This is a genomic window from Stenotrophomonas sp. AG209 (genome assembly GCF_003550055.1).
GTDB lineage: Bacteria > Pseudomonadota > Gammaproteobacteria > Xanthomonadales > Xanthomonadaceae > Stenotrophomonas.
In genome coordinates this window covers 64,948-81,739 of the sequence record NZ_QXDB01000004.1, presented here as the reverse complement: position 1 = coordinate 81,739, position 16,792 = coordinate 64,948, and the positions used below count along the sequence as shown (strand labels likewise).

Genomic DNA, 16,792 nt, shown 5'->3' with positions numbered 1-16,792 from the left:
GATGAACGACCTGTCCCGCCAGGCAACACGCCTTGAAGCCATCGAAGGCAGCTACGACAAGTGGCTGCTGGGCGCGATCATCGCGCTCACCGGTGTCGGCGTGGTGATGGTGGCGTCCAGCTCGATCGCACTGATGAGCAGCCCGTTCTACTACCTCAACCGCCACCTGATCTTCCTGGCGGTGGGCATCGTGCTGGCGGTCATTGCCGCCCGCACCGAGCTGAAGTCGATCGAGCAGTACAACCAGATGCTGCTGCTGGGCTGCTTCGTGCTGCTGCTGGCGGTGTTCACGCCGGGCCTGGGCAGCACCGTCAACGGTGCGCGCCGCTGGATCAACCTGGGCATCTCCAAGTTCCAGACGGTCGAAGCGGTGAAGGTGCTCTACATCGTCTGGCTGTCCAGCTACCTGGTGCGCTTCCGCGACGAGGTCAATGCGACCTGGCCGGCGATGCTCAAGCCGCTGGGCGTGGCCGGTGCGCTGGTGGTGCTGCTGCTGCTGCAGCCGGACTTCGGTTCCTCGACCCTGCTGCTGGCGATCACTGCCGGCATGCTGGTGCTGGGTGGGGTGAACATGCCGCGCATGTCGATGCCGGTGATCATCGGCCTGGTCGGCATGAGCGCGCTGGCGATCATCGAGCCGTACCGCATGCGCCGCATCACCTCCTTCCTGGACCCGTGGGCCGACCAGCAGGGTGACGGCTACCAGTTGTCCAACGCACTGATGGCGGTCGGCCGTGGCGAATGGACCGGCGTCGGCCTGGGCAACTCCGTGCAGAAGCTCTACTACCTGCCGGAAGCGCACACCGACTTCATCTTCTCGGTCACCGCCGAGGAATTCGGCTTCCTGGGTACCTGCGTGATCGTGGCGCTGTACGCGCTGCTGGTTGGCCGCACCTTCTGGCTGGGCATGCGCTGCGTGGAAATGAAGCGCCACTTCTCCGGCTACATCGCCTTCGGCATCGGCCTGTGGATCAGCATGCAGACCTTCGTCTCGATCGGCGTGAACCTGGGCATCCTGCCGACCAAGGGGCTGACCCTGCCGCTGATCTCCTCCGGCGGTTCGTCGGTGCTGATGACCTGCGTGGCGATGGGCCTGCTGCTGCGCGTGTCGTATGAACTCAAGCGCGCCGAGCGCCGCCAGGCCGTGCGCATCGGTGGCGCTGAAGACGCCGCTGCCGAGCCGATGGACGAGCCCGCCGCGCCGGTGGCCGCCAGCGTGCCGATGAGTGCCGAGCCGGTCGCCTCCGCGTCCGCTGCAGCGAACGCCGCACGTGGCACCAGCCGCCTGCAGTCGCGCATCGAACCCACCTTCGGGAGGCTGTCATGACTGCAGCCACCGAGAGTGGGCGCCCGGTGATGATCCTGGCCGGTGGTACCGGCGGCCACATCTTCCCCGGCCTGGCCGTGGCCCGCGTGCTGCGCGAGCGCGGCGTGCCGGTGACCTGGATGGGCGCCGACGGTGCGATGGAAACCCGCCTGGTGCCGCAGCACGACATCGCCATCGACACGCTGGCCATCACCGGCCTGCGCGGCAAGGGCAAGCTGGCCCTGCTGGCTGCACCGTGGCGGCTGATGCGCGCGCTGCGCGCGGCCGGCCTGATCATCCGCCAGCGCCAGCCGCGTGCGGTGGTCGCCTTCGGTGGCTTCGCCTCCGGTCCCGGTGGCATGGCCACGCGCCTGCATGGCCTGCCGCTGATCGTGCATGAGCAGAACCGTGCACCGGGCCTGACCAACCGCATCCTGTCGCGCTATGCGCGCCGCCTGCTGACCGGTTTCCCGGGTACCTTCGCCAAGCGCGAGGAATTCGTCGGCAACCCGGTGCGCGCGGAAATCGCTGCCATCGCGCCGCCGGAACAGCGCTTCGCCGACCGCCAAGGCCCGCTGCGTGTGCTGGTGGTGGGCGGCAGCCAGGGCGCGCGTGCCCTCAATACCGGCGTGCCGCAGGCGATTGCCGCGCTGGGCGCCGGCGTGCCGGTGCAGGTGCGCCACCAGAGCGGCGAGAAGATGCATGCCGAAGCGGTCGAGGCTTACGCCAAGGCCGGCGTGCAGGCTGAAATCACCCCGTTCATCGCCGACATGGCCGAGGCCTTTGCCTGGGCCGACCTGGTCGTATGCCGCTCCGGCGCATCCACGCTGGCCGAGCTGTGCGCGGTCGGTGTCGGCAGCGTGCTGGTGCCATTCCCCGCCGCCGTCGACGATCACCAGACCCGCAACGCGGAGTACCTGGTCGAGCGCGGCGCGGCGGTTTTGCTGAAGCAGGACGGAACGCTGGCCGACGGCATTGCCGCACTGCTGCGCGATCTGTCCGAAAATCCCGCCCGCCGCATGCAGATGGCGCAAGCCGCGCGTGCCCTGGCCAAGGTCGATGCCGCCGAGCGCATCGCCGATATCATTCTCGAGGAAGCTGTATGAAGAAGGCATGCCACCGCGCCTGCCCTGCGCGAGGCCGCGCATGATCCGTCGCCTGCACGACACCAACGACCTGGTGCGCGCGTTCCCGCGCGTGCATTTCGTCGGCATCGGCGGCACCGGCATGAGCGGTATCGCCGAAGTGATGCTGACGCTGGGCTATGAAGTGTCCGGCTCGGACAACGCCGACAACGTGGCGACCCGCCGCCTGGCCAGCCTGGGTGCGCGCATCATGCGCGGCCACTCCGCGGCCAACGTGCTGGGCACCGACTGCGTGGTGGTCTCCAGCGCCATCCGCGAAGACAACCCGGAACTGATGGAAGCGCGCAGCCAGCGCATTCCGATCATGCCGCGTGCGGCGATGCTGGCCGAACTGATGCGCTTCCGCCGCGGCATCGCCGTGGCTGGTACCCATGGCAAGACCACCACCACCAGCCTCACCGCTGCGGTGCTGAGCGAAGGTGGCCTGGACCCGACCTTCGTGATCGGCGGCCAGCTGCTGGCCGCCGGTGCCAACGCCAAGCTGGGTGGCGGGCAGTGGCTGGTGGCCGAGGCCGATGAAAGCGATGGCAGCTTCCTGCGCCTGAACCCGCTGATGTCGATCATCACGAACATTGATGCGGATCATCTGGAGAACTACGGCAACGACTTCGCCCGCGTGCAGGCGGCGTTCGCCGAGTTCCTGCAGCGCCTGCCGTTCTACGGCCTGGCGGTGCTGTGCATCGACGATCCGGAAGTGGCGGCACTGGCTGCCAAGACCCCGCGCCACGTGATGAGCTACGGCATGAGCCCGCAGGCCGACGTGCGCGCCGAGAACGTGGTGCAGGAAGGGTCGCGCATGCGCTTCACCCTGCGCCTGCCGCAGGGCACCAGCCAGGAAGTGGTGCTGGCGCTGCCGGGCAAGCACAACGTACTCAACGCGCTGGCCGCCGCTGCGGTGGGCTGGCAGCTGGGCGTGGCACCGGACGCGATCGCACGCGCGCTGGAGGGCTTCGCCGGTGTCGGCCGTCGCTTCAACGATCTGGGCGAGGTGACCACCGCCAGCGGTGCCAAGGTCCGCATCATCGACGACTACGGCCATCACCCGAGCGAGCTGGAGGCGGTGTTCGCCGCCGCCCGTGGCGGCTGGGCTGACAAGCGCCTGGTGGTGGCCTTCCAGCCGCACCGCTACAGCCGTACCCGCGACCAGTTCGACAAGTTCGCCGCGGTGCTGTCGAGCGTTGATGCGCTGGTGCTGAGCGAGGTCTACCCGGCCGGCGAAGAACCGATTGCTGGCGCCGACTCGCACGCGCTGGCCCGTGCCATCCGTGCGCGCGGCCGCAGCGAGCCGGTGGTGGTGGGCAAGGCCGCCGAGCTGGCCAGCGTGCTGCCGGACGTGCTGCAGGACGGTGACCTGCTGCTGATGATGGGCGCCGGCGACATCGGTGCCGTGGCCACCCATATCGCGGTGGAAGGTTTCAAGGGGGAGGGCCAGGCGTGAGCACGCTGACCTTCCCGCCGCTGCGCGTGACCGACCCGGCCGGGTTCGGCCGCGTCGCCGTGCTGCTGGGCGGCAGTTCCAGCGAACGCGAGGTGTCGCTGGACTCCGGCCGCAACGTGCTCGAAGCCCTGCAGTCGCGTGGCGTCGATGCGTTCGCGGTGGATGGCATCCCGGCGCTGGCCACGGCGCTCGCCGCCGGTGGCATCGACCGCGTGTTCAACATCCTGCACGGCCACAACGGTGGCGGTGAGGACGGCATCGTGCAGGGCCTGATGGACGCCTTCGGCGTTCCGTACACCGGCTCTGACGTGCTGGGTTCTGCGCTGAGCATGGACAAGATCCGCACCAAGCAGGTGTGGTTGTCGCTGGGCCTGCCGACCCCGCAGTACCGCAAGGTCACTGCAGAAGACGTGCACGCCAATGCCGCCGAACTCGGTCTGCCGGTGGTGGTGAAGCCGGCCAACGAAGGCTCCAGCGTGGGCATCAGCCGGGTCACCGATGACGCCGGCCTGGATGAAGCGGTGGCCCTGGCCGCGCGCTACGACGGCCAGCTGCTGATGGAGCAGATGGTGGTCGGCGACGAACTGACCGTGGCCATCCTCGGCGACGTCGCACTGCCGTCGATCCGCATCGTGCCCAAGGGCCAGTGGTACGACTACAACGCCAAGTACATCGCCGAGGACACCCAGTACCTGTGCCCGGGCCTGGACGGTGACGACGAAGAAGAGATCCGCTGCATCGCGCTGGCCGCGTTCCGCGCTGCTGGCTGCCGTGGCTGGGGCCGCGTGGACGTGATGCGTGATCGTGCCAGCGGCCGTTTCTTCCTGCTGGAAGTGAACACCGCGCCGGGCATGACCAGCCATTCGCTGGTGCCCAAGGCGGCCCGCCAGGCCGGCATCGGTTTCGAGGAACTGGTGTGGCGCGTGCTGGAACAGACCCTGGAGGCCTCGCACGCATGAACGCAGTGCTGCGCATCTTCGTCTGGCTGTTGGCGCTGTCGGTGGTTGCACTGCCGGTGGTGGCCGTGGTCAATGGCTGGGTCGGCGCCGAGCGCTGGCCGCTGGCGAAGCTGCGCGTGCATGGTGAGTTCAAGCGGGTGCCGGCCGAACAGCTGCAGCAGGTGCTGCTGCCGTATGCGCGCGCCGGTTTCTTCGCGGTCAAGCTGCAGGACGCGCAGGACGCCCTGGAAAAGCTGCCGTGGGTGGAAAGCGCGCAGGTCCGCAAGCAGTGGCCGGACGTGCTGGAAGTGACCCTGGTCGAGCACAAGCCATTCGCACGCTGGGGCACCGACCGCCTGGTGTCCGAGCAGGGCAAGCTGTTCCCCACGCCGAAGAAACTGTCCGACCTGGCATTGCCCGAACTGGATGGCCCGGACAGCCAGACCGAAGAAGTGATGAAGCTGTACAGCGACTCGCGTGCATTGTTCGCACCGGCCGGCGTCGATGTGCGCCGGGTGACGATGGATGCACGCGGCAGCTGGTCGCTGGTGCTGAGCAACGGCACCGAAGTGGTGGTCGGCCGTGACGACGCGCGCTCGCGCATGCAGCGCTTCGTCAAGGTACTGCCGCAGCTCAACCGTCAGGACGCGCCGATCGAGCGCGCCGACCTCCGTTACACCAATGGTTTCACGCTGAGCTGGGGTACCCCGGCCACGCCGGCGAAAACGCCGGCGACCCCGGCCAGAAGCACGCAGGAAAGGACATGAATCGCAAGGGTGACAAATCGCTGATCGTTGGCCTGGACATCGGCACCTCCAAGGTGGTGGCGCTGGTGGGCGAGTATTCGCCGGGCAACCCGATCGAAGTGATCGGCATCGGCTCGCACGAATCGCGCGGGCTGAAGCGTGGCGTGGTGGTGGACATCGAATCGACCGTGCAGTCGATCCAGCGCGCGGTGGAAGAAGCCGAGCTGATGGCCGGCTGCGAGATCCGCTCGGTGTACGCCTCGATCTCCGGCAACCACGTGCAGTGCAAGAACTCGCCGGGCATCGTCCCGATCCGCGACGGTGAAGTGACCTGGGGCGACCTGGATCGCGTGCTCGACGCGGCCAAGGCGGTGGCGATCCCGGCCGACCAGAAGATCCTGCACGCGATCCCGCGCGAGTACGTGCTGGACGATTCGCAGGAAGGCATCCGCAACCCGGTCGGCATGACCGGCGTGCGCCTGGAAGTGCATGCGCACCTGGTGGTGTGCGCGCAGTCGGCCGCGGCCAACATCAGCAAGTGCGTGCAGCGCTGCGGCCTGCAGGTGGACGACCTGGTGCTGTCCTCGCTGGCCTCCAGCGTGGCGGTGCTGACCGCCGACGAGCGCGAGCTGGGCGTGGTGCTGGTCGACATGGGTGCCGGCACCACCGATATCGCCGTGTTCGTGCAGGGCGCGATCTGCCACACCGCCTCGCTGCCGATCGCCGGCGACCACGTGACCAACGACATCGCGCACATGCTGCGCACGCCGACCCCGGAAGCCGAGCAGATCAAGGTGCGCTATGCCTGCGCCCTGGCCCAGCTGGCCACGGCCGAGGAGAGCATCCAGGTGCCGTCGGTGGGCGACCGCCCGCCGCGCCGCATGCCGCGTCACTCGCTGGCGCAGGCCGTGCAGGGCCGCTACGAGGAAATCTTCGAGATGGTGCAGGCCGAACTGCGCCGCTCCGGCTTCGAGGAACTGGTGCGCGCCGGTATGGTGTTGACCGGCGGCGCTTCGAAGATGGAAGGCGTGGTCGAACTGGCCGAGGAAATGCTGCAGATGCCGGTGCGCGTGGGTATCCCGCAGCACGTCACCGGCCTGGGCGAAGTGGTCGGCAATCCGGTGCACGCCACTGGCGTGGGCCTGCTGCTGATGGGCAGCCAGATCGAGCATCCGCGGCGGCCGTCGCTGCCGACCGGGCGCGCCGGAAGCATGTTCAAGAAACTCAAGACCTGGTTCCGCGGCGAGTTCTGACGCGGAACCCGTAAACCCGGGCCTCGCCCGGGCGCAACACCCGCAGTACCCGCATCACAACGCAATACCGGCAACACACAACCCACACAGCCGCAACGTCGGCATGCAGCAGGACGGCAGGACGCCCGAATGCCCATGCCAGCCAAAGCGGATACAACGAGGACACGGACATGGCGCATTTTGAACTGATCGAAAAGATGGCACCCAATGCGGTGATCAAGGTGGTTGGCGTGGGCGGCGGCGGCGGCAATGCCGTGGCGCACATGGTCAACTCGGCGGTGGACGGCGTGGAATTCATCACCGCCAACACCGACTCGCAGGCCATCAAGAATTGTGGCGCCAAGCTGCAGCTGCAGCTGGGTACCAACGTGACCAAGGGCCTGGGCGCAGGCGCGAACCCGGAAGTCGGCCGCCAGGCCGCGCTGGAAGACCGTGAGCGCATCATGGACGCGCTGCAGGGCGCCGACATGGTGTTCATCACCGCCGGCATGGGCGGCGGCACCGGCACCGGCGCTGCGCCGGTGGTGGCACAGCTGGCCAAGGAAATGGGCATTCTGACCGTGGCCGTGGTCACCAAGCCGTTCCCGTTCGAAGGCCGTCGCCGCATGCAGGTGGCGCTGAAGGGCATCGAGGAACTGAGCCAGCACTGCGACTCGCTGATCACCATCCCGAACGAGAAGCTGATCACCGTGCTGGGTCGCAACGCGACCATGATCCAGGCCTTCCGCGCTGCCAACGACGTGCTGCAGGGTGCAGTGCAGGGCATCGCCGACCTGATCGTGCGTCCGGGCCTGATCAACGTCGACTTCGCCGACGTGCGCACCGTCATGTCCGAAATGGGCCTGGCGATGATGGGTACCGGCACCGCCCGTGGCGATGACCGCGCCCAGGCCGCTGCCGAATCGGCGATCCAGAACCCGCTGCTGGACGATGTGAACCTGGCCGGCGCCAACGGCATCCTGGTCAACATCACCGCCGGTGCCGACTTCACCATGGCCGAGTTCGACGAGATCGGCCGCACCATCGATGGCTTCGCTTCCGAAGATGCCACCGTGGTGGTCGGCACCGTGCTGGACCCGGACATGCAGGACGAAGTGCGCGTGACCGTGGTGGCCACGGGCCTGAACCGCGTCTCGGCCAGCAAGACCCAGCGTCCGGGCGAGCGTGCGCCGATCAAGCTGGTCCGCAACGCCACCACCGGCCAGCCGGAGTTCGGCGAGTTCGACAACGGCGGCGATGCCGTGTCCAAGGCGGTGGGCGGCATGGGCCTGGGCCTGCGTCGTGCCAGCAGCGATACCGCAGCGGCCTCCGCACCGTCGGCCCCGGCCGCTTCGGCCCCGGCAGCGGCGGAACTGCCGAACGATTACCTGGACATCCCGGCGTTCCTGCGCCGCCAGGCGGACTAAGCGGGGCGGCCCGGGGTTGTCCTCCCCGGGTTGCGCCACCATGTCCTGAAAACGCGGGCGCCGGGCCAGGATGGGCCCGGCCGCCCTGCCTCACGCGTGTCCCAGCGGCGTGCCGGTGCGTCCTGCCGGTGGCTGCAACTGGCGTTTCAGCCAGGGTAGGGGAGTGCGCGTGTTAATCTAATGTGTCACTTCCGGTCCATCCCCCATGATCCAGCAACGCACCCTCAAGAACACGATCCGCGCCACCGGCGTTGGCCTGCACAGCGGTGACAAGGTCTACATGACCCTGCGCCCGGCACCGGTCAACCATGGCATCGTGTTCCGCCGCGTGGACCTGGACCCGGTCGTGGAAGTGCCGGCCAAGGCCGAACTGGTCACCGAAGTGACCCTGTGCACCGGCCTGACCTGCAACGACGCCAAGATCCAGACCGTCGAACACCTGATGTCGGCGCTGGCCGGCCTGGGTGTGGACAACATCATCGTTGAGCTGTCCTCGGCCGAGCTGCCGATCATGGACGGTTCGGCTGGCCCGTTCGTGTTCCTGCTGCAGTCGGCGGGCATCGTGGAACAGGATGCGCCCAAGCGCTTCATCCGCGTGCTGAAGACCGTGGAAGTGACCGAGGGCGACAAGGTGGCCCGATTCACCCCGTACGAGGGCTACAAGCTGGGCTTCACCATCCAGTTCGACCACCCGATGATCCCGGCCAAGCAGTCGCGCCAGGAAATCGAGTTCTCGACGCTGGCCTACACCAAGGAAATTTCCCGCGCGCGCACCTTCGGCTTCATGCGCGACCTGGAATACATGCGCGAGCGCAACCTGGGCCTGGGCGGTTCGATGGACAACGCCATCGTGCTGGACGAGTTCCGCGTGCTCAACGAAGACGGCCTGCGCTACGCCGACGAATTCGTGCGCCACAAGATCCTTGATGCCATCGGCGACCTCTACCTGGCCGGTGGCCAGGTGCTGGGCGCCTACGAGGGCTTCAAGTCCGGTCACGCGCTCAACAACAAGCTGGTGCGGGCCCTGATGGCCGACGCCAGCGCCTGGGAATGGGTCAGCTTCGACTCGCCGGCCACCCCGGATCCGGTGGAATATGCCACCCCGGCCTACGCCTGATTCCGTAGATCGTTGAATTTCAAGATAAAAACGCCGCCTTCCAGGGCGGCGTTGTTGTTTCCGGCGCCGGCGACGCATTCAGCGTGCTTGAAAGGCGTCAAGGCCGGTTCAAGGTCACGGTTTTGTGAACCTGTTGGATCGGAAGCCTGAATTTAACGAAGTTTTAACTCCAATCTAACGACAGGCCCCCGGATGGCAGCTAGGATGCGACCCGGCCCCCGAAATGTTTCACGCCGTGGTGACACGCGCGACGGGGAGCGGAGCCGGATGCTCCGTTGCCATCAGGACCGTTTCTTCGGCTTCGAGGGAATGTCCTGCAGGCAAGCCAAGGCGTCGCGTAGCCCTTTGTGCGTGGCGGCTGAAACTGCGTGGGGGCCATTCCGGTTGTCGATCGCTGGGGAGCGTGAGGGAGTGGTGGACGCAGTCTTGATGGTCACCCTGGTGGCCTTCAGCCCGATGGAACGGGCCGCGTCGAGCAACTGGGCTTCGGCAAGCCGCAACTTGGCATGCCAGACCGGGGACTCGACGAGAAAAACGAGGTGTTCCCCGTCCACATTGGCCAGCCGGCAACGGCTGCGCAGAGGTGGCGGCAACTGGGGGCGCAACTGACGGTCCAGCGCGTCGAGCCACAAGGCACGCCGCAGCGGGTTCCCGCTTTTGTCCGCCATCACCGCATCCAGCGCCGGTTTCGGCACTGACGCGGGGCGAACGCTGGATTTCGGCTCAGACATGAAAACTCACTGATGGCATTCAAAAAGATCGTAATCAAAACGCGTGAAGGACAGGCCAAGGCGTCGCCGATCGCGCGTTTGCGGTTCTATTTCGAGGACCGCCCCCGTGCCCTGCTGGGCAGCGTGCTCGGGGTAGGCTGCATTATCGGCCTTGCCGGCGGCATTGGCGCCAGTGCGCTGAATGATTCGCGCCTGCAGGCCAAGGTCGACCGTCAGGATGCAGAGCTGGCCAAGGTCAAGCGCGATGCGCAGACCCAGGTCAACGCGCTGGCCGCCCGCCTCGGCGAGCTGCAGGCCCAGGCCACCCGCCTCAATGCCCTCGGCGAACGGCTGACCCAGATGGGCAAGCTGGAAGATGGCGAGTTCGACTTCAACGAGACCCCCGGCCTCGGTGACGGCGACGCAGGCGGCCCGACCAGCGACATCCCGGTCAAGGACGTCAACGCCGACTTACAGGTGCTGGAGCAGCGCTTTGCTGCTTCAGGCCGCCAGTTGTCGGTGATGGAATCGCTGATGTTCGACCACCAGCTGCAGCAGAACGCCGTGCCCTCGCGCATGCCGATCCGCAACAGCTACGTGACCTCCGGCTTCGGCACCCGTGCCGACCCGTTCGGCCGCGGTGCCGCCACCCACAAGGGCATGGACTTCCACGCCAAGGTCGGTGACCCGGTGATGGCCGTCGCCGAAGGCGTGGTCAGCTTCGCCGGCGTGAAGGGCGGCTACGGCAACGTGGTCGATGTCGACCACGGTAACGGCTACGTCACCCGCTACGCGCACAATTCGCGCCTGGTGGTGAAGGCCGGTGACCTGGTCCGTGCCGGCCAGGAAGTGGCCAAGGCCGGTTCCACCGGGCGTTCGACCGGTGCCCACGTGCACTTCGAAGTGTGGGAAAACGGCAACGTGGTCAACCCGCGCAAGTTCCTCGGCGACGGCGGCAACACGCCGGTCGGCCGGATCAGCCGCGGCTGATGCCCGGGTCGGATCCCTTCCGCGCCGCGGACGGGCTCTGACCCGATGCGGGTGAGGGCTGGGGTCTGAGCCCTTTCGCCACGGCGAAAGGGATCCGACCCCGCATCCGTGTTTCTTTGCCGAATCCGGGGCGATTGCGACCGGATTGGCGCTTGAAACCTCAGCCGGCCGTCCCAAGCTACAATGGGTGTTGCCATCGACAGGGCGCCAGGCGCCCTGTTTCGTTTGCGGCGGACGGATCCCAAGGGGGAGGCCGGGCGTCGTGTCCATCCAACCCGGTTCCTTCAATGATCAACAGCCTGCTTACCCGCGTATTTGGCAGTCGTAACGAACGACAGCTGCGCCAGCTCAACCGCATCGTCGCCAAGATCAATGCGCTGGAGCCGGAGATCGAGAAGCTTTCCGACGAGCAGCTTCAGGCCAAGACGCCGGAGTTCAAGCAGCGCATCGCCGGCGGTGAAGCCCTGGACAAGGTGCTGCCGGAAGCGTTCGCGGTCTGCCGCGAAGCCGGTCGCCGCGTGCTGGGCATGCGCCACTACGACGTGCAGCTGATCGGCGGCATGGTGCTTCACCTGGGCAAGATCGCAGAAATGCGCACCGGTGAAGGCAAGACCCTGGTGGCGACCCTGCCGGTGTACCTCAACGCGCTGGAAGGCAAGGGCGTGCACGTGGTCACCGTGAACGACTACCTGGCCCGCCGCGACGCCGCGCAGATGGGCAAGCTGTACAACTGGCTGGGCCTGAGCGTGGGCGTGGTGTACCCGGGCATGCCGCACAGCGACAAGCGCGAAGCCTACGCGGCCGACATCACCTACGGCACCAACAACGAATTCGGTTTCGACTACCTGCGCGACAACATGGCGCTGTCCAAGGCCGACCGCTACCAGCGCGGCCTGCACTACGCCATCGTCGACGAAGTCGACTCCATCCTGATCGACGAAGCGCGTACCCCGCTGATCATCTCGGGCCCGGCCGATGATTCCCCGGAGCTGTACATCCGCGTCAACCGCGTCGTGCCGCACCTGGTCAAGCAGGAAGCGGAAGACGGCGAAGGCGATTTCTGGGTGGACGAGAAGGGCAAGCAGGTGCATCTGTCCGAAGCGGGCATGGAGCACGCCGAGCAGCTGCTGGTCGACGCCGGCATCCTCGACGGCGAGACCGAAGGCCTGTACGCGGCGCAGAACCTGACCGTGGTCCACCACCTCAATGCCGCCCTGCGCGCGCACGCGATCTACCAGCGTGACGTGGACTACATCGTGCGCGACGGCGAAGTGGTCATCGTCGACGAGTTCACCGGCCGTACCCTGGCCGGCCGCCGCTGGTCCGACGGCCTGCACCAGGCGGTGGAAGCGAAGGAAGGCGTGCCGGTCCAGCGCGAGAACCAGACGCTGGCGAGCATCACCTTCCAGAACCTGTTCCGCATGTACAAGAAGCTGTCCGGCATGACCGGTACGGCCGATACCGAAGCGTTCGAATTCCAGAGCATCTACGGCCTGGAAGTGGTGGTGATCCCGACCAACCGCCCGACCATCCGCAAGGACAGCCCGGACCAGGTGTTCCTCAACCGCAAGGGCAAGTTCAATGCGGTGCTGGCCGACATCGAAGAGTGCGCCAAGCGCGGCCAGCCGGTGCTGGTGGGTACCACCTCGATCGAAACCTCGGAAATGCTGTCCGAGCACCTGAGCAAGGCCGGCGTGAAGCACGAAGTGCTCAACGCCAAGCAGCATGACCGCGAAGCGACCATCGTCGCCAATGCCGGCCGTCCGGCCGCCGTGACCATCGCCACCAACATGGCCGGCCGTGGTACCGACATCGTGCTGGGCGGTTCGCTGGAAGCCGAGATCCACGCCCTGGGCGAGGACGCGACCGACGAGCAGAAGGCCGCAGTCAAGGCCGAATGGCAGAAGCGCCACGATGCAGTGAAGGCCGCGGGCGGCCTGCACATCGTCGGCACCGAGCGCCATGAATCGCGCCGTATCGACAACCAGCTGCGTGGCCGTTCGGGCCGCCAGGGTGACCCGGGTTCGTCCCGCTTCTACCTGTCGCTGGAAGACAACCTGATGCGCATCTTCGCCTCCGACTGGGTGCAGAAGGCCATGCGCATGATGGGCATGAAGGAAGACGACGTCATCGAGGACCGCCTGGTCAGCCGCCAGATCGAGAAGGCGCAGCGCAAGGTCGAGGCCCACAACTTCGACATCCGCAAGAACCTGCTGGACTTCGACGACGTCAACAACGACCAGCGCAAGGTGATCTACGCCCAGCGCGACGAGCTGCTGGATGCCGAGTCGGTGAAGGCGAATGTCGATGGCATCCGCGACGACGTGATCTTCGACATCGTTGCGCGCTTCGTGCCGCCGAACTCGATCGACGAGCAGTGGGACCTGCGCGGCCTGGAAGCGACCCTGGAGTCGGACTTCGGCCTGCAGATGTCGCTGACCGACCTGGTCAAGGAACACGAAGAGCTGGACGCAGAGGCCATCGCCACCAAGGTCCAGGAGCGCGTCAACCAGCACTTCGCCGAGAAGGAAGCCGGCCTGGGCGAAGAGACCATGCGCGCGCTGGAGAAGCACGTGATGCTGACCGTGCTGGACCAGAGCTGGAAGGAGCACCTGGCGCGCATGGATTACCTGCGCCAGGGCATCTACCTGCGTGGTTACGCGCAGAAGCAGCCGAAGCAGGAATACAAGAAGGAAGCCTTCGAGCTGTTCTCGGACATGCTGGAGAACGTCAAGCGCGAAGTGGTGACCCTGCTGGCCCGCGTGCGTATCCGCAGCGACGAGGAAGTGCAGGCCCTGGAAGCGGCCGAGCGCCAGCAGGTGCAGGCGCGCCTGAGCCAGTCGCAGTTCCAGCACCAGGATGCGGGCGGCTACAGCGCCGACGAGGAAGCCGCGCAGGTCGAAGCCGCCCAGCAGGGCGTGGCCACGCTGCAGCGCGACGAGCCGAAGATCGGCCGCAACGATCCGTGCCCGTGCGGCAGTGGCAAGAAGTACAAGCACTGCCACGGCCAGCTGAGCTGACCCCGAAAGGCCCCGCGCAAGCGGGGCTTTTCTTTCATGGCGGCTGTTTCGCGGGGCTGATCCGGCCGGATCCGAGATTGCGTGGCCCGCCCTGTTCTGGGCATGCTTCCCCCATGCCTTCCCCCACCCGATCGATCCACGTCGTGGCCGCCGTCATCACCGACGCCCGTGGCCGCGTGCTGCTCAACCGCCGTACCGAGAACCGCGACATGGCCGGCCTGTGGGAGTTCCCCGGCGGCAAGCGCGAATCCGGCGAGACCTCCGAACAGGCGCTGGTGCGTGAACTGCGCGAAGAGCTGGGCATCGAGGCCGATGTCGGGCCCTGGCTGATGGACGTGCCGCAGCGTTATCCAGACAAGCACCTGACCCTGGAAGTGCGCCACGTGCGCAGCTGGAAGGGCACACCGCGCGGGCGCGAAGGCCAGGCGATTACCTGGGTGGCGCAGGACAAGCTGGGCCGCTATTCGATGCCGCCGGCCGACCTGCCGGTGGTGGCCGCACTGCGCCAACCGGACCGCTACCTGATCACGCCGGCGCCGGCCGACGATGCCGGCAGCGTGCAGCACTGGCATGACCGGCTGCAGCAGGCAGTGGCGGCCGGCCAGCAGCGCATCCAGCTGCGCCTGCCGCCGGAACATCCGCAGCGGCAGGCCATGATCGAACAGGCCGTGCGCGCGCATCGCCGCGGCGTGCAGTGGCTGCTGAACCGTGATATCGCGTTGGCACGCGCACTGGGCGTGGGCGTGCACCTGGGCAGCGAGCAATTGCTGGCCCTGCAGGAACGGCCCTTGCCGGAAGGGCAGCTGGTCGCCGCGTCCTGCCACGATCTGGAGCAGCTGCAGGCAGCGCAGCGGCTGGGCTGCGACTTCGCGGTGCTCGGCCCGGTGCAGGCCACGGCCAGCCATCCCGAAGCGGCGCCGCTGGGCTGGGAGGCCTTCGCCGCACTGCGCGCGCAGGTGTCGCTGCCGATCTACGCGTTGGGCGGCATGGCCGCTGGCCACATCTCCGAAGCGCGCCGGCATGGCGGGCAGGGCATCGCTGCGATTCGCGGGTTGTGGCCAGGGTAACGCCGCGCACGCGGGGTCAGATCCCTGCGCAGCAGGGCTCTGACCCCATGGCCGAGATCCGACCCCTCCCGATCACAACGTGATCCAGAAACACCCGTATTGCCGGCGCAACCCCAGCACGGTCGAAGCGCGCGACACGCTGCCGGGCAAGGTCTGCTCCAGGCGCAGGCCGACCGGATGCCGTGCCGCTGGCGGCTCAGGGTCGGATCCCTGCGCCGCAGGGCTCTGACCCTCCTCCTGCGAGGACGCCAGCCCCTGTGACGGATACACCGGCACCACGTCCACCAGCGGCCGTCGTGCCAGCGATTCGAGTTGACCGAGGATGCGCTGCGCGCCCGCATCGGAGACCGCACCCCACAGGTACAGCGAGGACAGCCGGTTCACATCGTGGCTGACGATACCGGTGCGCAGTGCCTCCACCAGCTCGCTCAGGCGCCGTGGGCAGCGCGCACCCAGGGTGTCGCGCGGTAGGGTGCTGCCTGTGGGCGCGGGCGGTGGTAGTCGCGATTGGGCGCCAACGCTGTCGCAGGGACGGTCGGTATACACGCTCTGTCCCTGCGCGTCGGTGCAGCGGTTCAAGCGTGGGGACTGCGCATGGACCACGCTCGATGCCGAACACAACGACAGCAGCAACAGCAGGAAGGAAAACCGTTTCATCGACGCAGGGTAGCGCCGATCGCGGTGGCATGGCGTGCTTTCAGCCGTGCAGCAGCTTCAACACCGACGTGGTCGGCTTGGCCAGGTTCAATGTGTAGAAGTGCAGGCCCGGCGCGCCGCCCTCGATCAGGCGCTGGCACAGTTTGGCCACCACTTCGGTACCGAACGCCCGCACCGATTCGGCATCATCGCCATAGGCCTGCATCTTGCGGCTGATCCAGCGCGGGATTTCCGCACCGCACTGCTCGGAGAAGCGGCGCAGCTGGCTGAAGTTGGCGATCGGCATGATGCCGGGCGTGATCGGTACCTGCACGCCGAGCCGGCGCACGGCATCGACGAAGTGGAAGTACGCATCGGGGTTGTAGAAATACTGGGTGATCGCCGCGTCGGCGCCGGCGTCGATCTTGGCCTTGAAGTGCTTCAGGTCGGCCAGTGCGTCGGAAGCCTGCGGGTGCGTTTCGGGGTACGCGCCCACTTCGATATGGAACGCATCGCCGTGCTCGTCGCGGATGAAGTTGATCAGTTCGGCGGCATAGCGCATGTCACCGGGGAAGCCCATGCCCGACGGCAGATCGCCGCGCAGCGCGACCAGGCGGCGGCAGCCGATGGCGCGGTACAGCTTGAGCAGCTCGCGGATTTCCTGGCGGGTGCCACCGACGCAGGACAGATGCGGTGCGGCATCGAAGCCATGGTGCTGGTTGAGGTGGCGCACGGTCTCGGAGGTGTAGCTCAGGGTCGAGCCACCGGCACCGAAGGTGCACGACACGTACTCGGGGCCGTAGTCCTTCAACCTGGCCGCGGCGCGGTCCAGCTGGCTGCGCTGTTCGTCGGTCTTGGGTGGATAGAACTCGAAGCTGATGGCGGTCATGGCACGGGCGGCAGCGGCGGGTGCGGATCAGTATATCGCTTCATCAAGATGGATGTGCGATTGAGGCGTGAGGGCAGGTCATCCGTGGAGCGCGACCGTTCGCCCTGCTGACCGGCCGCTGCTCCGGAATC

Annotated in this window: 13 protein-coding genes and 1 pseudogene; 11 read left to right on the top strand and 3 right to left on the bottom strand. The window is 67.1% G+C overall.

The features are described 5' to 3' along the window. Window position 1: 1 nt before the first annotated feature. From ftsW to lpxC, 8 genes and pseudogenes are all read left to right on the top strand, one after another. Window positions 2-1,327, top strand: coding sequence for a putative lipid II flippase FtsW (ftsW, locus tag DFO63_RS17380; RefSeq protein WP_049443145.1), 1,326 nt, complete (start codon window positions 2-4; stop codon window positions 1,325-1,327). Next, window positions 1,324-2,412 carry an undecaprenyldiphospho-muramoylpentapeptide beta-N-acetylglucosaminyltransferase gene (murG, locus tag DFO63_RS17375; protein WP_049443146.1) on the top strand — a complete coding sequence of 363 codons (1,089 nt, stop codon included), beginning with the start codon at window positions 1,324-1,326 and terminating at the stop codon, window positions 2,410-2,412. The genes ftsW and murG overlap by 4 nt, the downstream gene beginning before the upstream one ends. Window positions 2,413-2,452: 40 nt before the next feature. Continuing rightward, the gene (gene murC, locus DFO63_RS17370) at window positions 2,453-3,889 is read left to right on the top strand and encodes a UDP-N-acetylmuramate--L-alanine ligase (protein WP_014035986.1); all 1,437 of its coding nucleotides are present in this window, start codon (window positions 2,453-2,455) and stop codon (window positions 3,887-3,889) included. Beyond that, window positions 3,886-4,848, top strand: coding sequence for a D-alanine--D-alanine ligase (locus DFO63_RS17365; protein WP_049443147.1), 963 nt, complete (start codon window positions 3,886-3,888; stop codon window positions 4,846-4,848). Before murC ends, DFO63_RS17365 begins: the two co-directional genes overlap by 4 nt. Further along, a pseudogene (locus tag DFO63_RS17360) lies at window positions 4,845-5,519 on the top strand (cell division protein FtsQ/DivIB); the annotation flags it as partial. The gene DFO63_RS17365 and the pseudogene DFO63_RS17360, both read left to right, overlap by 4 nt. 71 nt (window positions 5,520-5,590) lie before the next feature. Then, window positions 5,591-6,826: a cell division protein FtsA gene (gene ftsA, locus DFO63_RS17355; protein ID WP_005408083.1), complete on the top strand. Its 1,236-nt coding sequence runs from the start codon at window positions 5,591-5,593 to the stop codon at window positions 6,824-6,826. Window positions 6,827-6,996: 170 nt separating this feature from the next. Continuing rightward, window positions 6,997-8,232 carry a cell division protein FtsZ gene (gene ftsZ / locus DFO63_RS17350; protein WP_005415297.1) on the top strand — a complete coding sequence of 412 codons (1,236 nt, stop codon included), beginning with the start codon at window positions 6,997-6,999 and terminating at the stop codon, window positions 8,230-8,232. Between the two features lie 205 nt (window positions 8,233-8,437). After that, window positions 8,438-9,349 (top strand): UDP-3-O-acyl-N-acetylglucosamine deacetylase, encoded by a 912-nt coding sequence (gene lpxC / locus DFO63_RS17345; protein ID WP_008267619.1) that lies wholly within the window; start codon window positions 8,438-8,440, stop codon window positions 9,347-9,349. A 281-nt stretch (window positions 9,350-9,630) separates the two neighbouring features. Here lpxC and DFO63_RS17340 read toward each other — a convergent pair whose 3' ends face one another. Continuing rightward, the gene (locus DFO63_RS17340; RefSeq protein ID WP_014035989.1) at window positions 9,631-10,080 is read right to left on the bottom strand and encodes a DUF721 domain-containing protein; all 450 of its coding nucleotides are present in this window, start codon (window positions 10,078-10,080) and stop codon (window positions 9,631-9,633) included. Between the two features lie 12 nt (window positions 10,081-10,092). On the opposite strand from DFO63_RS17340, the gene DFO63_RS17335 reads away from it, so the two are divergent. From DFO63_RS17335 to DFO63_RS17325, 3 genes are all read left to right on the top strand, one after another. After that, window positions 10,093-11,049 carry a M23 family metallopeptidase gene (locus DFO63_RS17335; RefSeq protein ID WP_049443148.1) on the top strand — a complete coding sequence of 319 codons (957 nt, stop codon included), beginning with the start codon at window positions 10,093-10,095 and terminating at the stop codon, window positions 11,047-11,049. Window positions 11,050-11,336: 287 nt separating this feature from the next. Further along, window positions 11,337-14,069, top strand: coding sequence for a preprotein translocase subunit SecA (secA, locus tag DFO63_RS17330; protein ID WP_014035991.1), 2,733 nt, complete (start codon window positions 11,337-11,339; stop codon window positions 14,067-14,069). A 113-nt stretch (window positions 14,070-14,182) separates the two neighbouring features. Further along, a complete protein-coding gene (locus tag DFO63_RS17325) occupies window positions 14,183-15,136 on the top strand; it encodes a Nudix family hydrolase (RefSeq protein ID WP_119007427.1) in 954 nt (317 codons plus the stop codon). A gap of 72 nt (window positions 15,137-15,208) precedes the next feature. Here DFO63_RS17325 and DFO63_RS17320 read toward each other — a convergent pair whose 3' ends face one another. Both DFO63_RS17320 and metF read right to left on the bottom strand, forming a co-directional pair. Further along, window positions 15,209-15,793 (bottom strand): DUF4124 domain-containing protein, encoded by a 585-nt coding sequence (locus DFO63_RS17320; protein WP_049444804.1) that lies wholly within the window; start codon window positions 15,791-15,793, stop codon window positions 15,209-15,211. Between the two features lie 40 nt (window positions 15,794-15,833). Further along, on the bottom strand, window positions 15,834-16,661 hold the full coding sequence (metF, locus tag DFO63_RS17315; protein ID WP_119007426.1) for a methylenetetrahydrofolate reductase [NAD(P)H]: 828 nt from the start codon (window positions 16,659-16,661) through the stop codon (window positions 15,834-15,836). Window positions 16,662-16,792 lie beyond the last annotated feature (131 nt).

Bases quoted from the DNA above. Each gene is read 5' to 3' on its own strand.
- ftsW (WP_049443145.1), top strand. From the start codon at position 2: ATGAACGACCTGTCCCGCCAGGCAACACGCCTTGAAGCCATCGAAGGC.
- murG (WP_049443146.1), top strand. From the start codon at position 1,324: ATGACTGCAGCCACCGAGAGTGGGCGCCCGGTGATGATCCTGGCCGGT.
- murC (WP_014035986.1), top strand. From the start codon at position 2,453: ATGATCCGTCGCCTGCACGACACCAACGACCTGGTGCGCGCGTTCCCG.
- ftsA (WP_005408083.1), top strand. From the start codon at position 5,591: ATGAATCGCAAGGGTGACAAATCGCTGATCGTTGGCCTGGACATCGGC.
- ftsZ (WP_005415297.1), top strand. From the start codon at position 6,997: ATGGCGCATTTTGAACTGATCGAAAAGATGGCACCCAATGCGGTGATC.
- lpxC (WP_008267619.1), top strand. From the start codon at position 8,438: ATGATCCAGCAACGCACCCTCAAGAACACGATCCGCGCCACCGGCGTT.
- DFO63_RS17340 (WP_014035989.1), bottom strand. From the start codon at position 10,080: ATGTCTGAGCCGAAATCCAGCGTTCGCCCCGCGTCAGTGCCGAAACCG.
- DFO63_RS17335 (WP_049443148.1), top strand. From the start codon at position 10,093: ATGGCATTCAAAAAGATCGTAATCAAAACGCGTGAAGGACAGGCCAAG.
- secA (WP_014035991.1), top strand. From the start codon at position 11,337: ATGATCAACAGCCTGCTTACCCGCGTATTTGGCAGTCGTAACGAACGA.
- DFO63_RS17325 (WP_119007427.1), top strand. From the start codon at position 14,183: ATGCCTTCCCCCACCCGATCGATCCACGTCGTGGCCGCCGTCATCACC.
- DFO63_RS17320 (WP_049444804.1), bottom strand. From the start codon at position 15,793: ATGAAACGGTTTTCCTTCCTGCTGTTGCTGCTGTCGTTGTGTTCGGCA.
- metF (WP_119007426.1), bottom strand. From the start codon at position 16,661: ATGACCGCCATCAGCTTCGAGTTCTATCCACCCAAGACCGACGAACAG.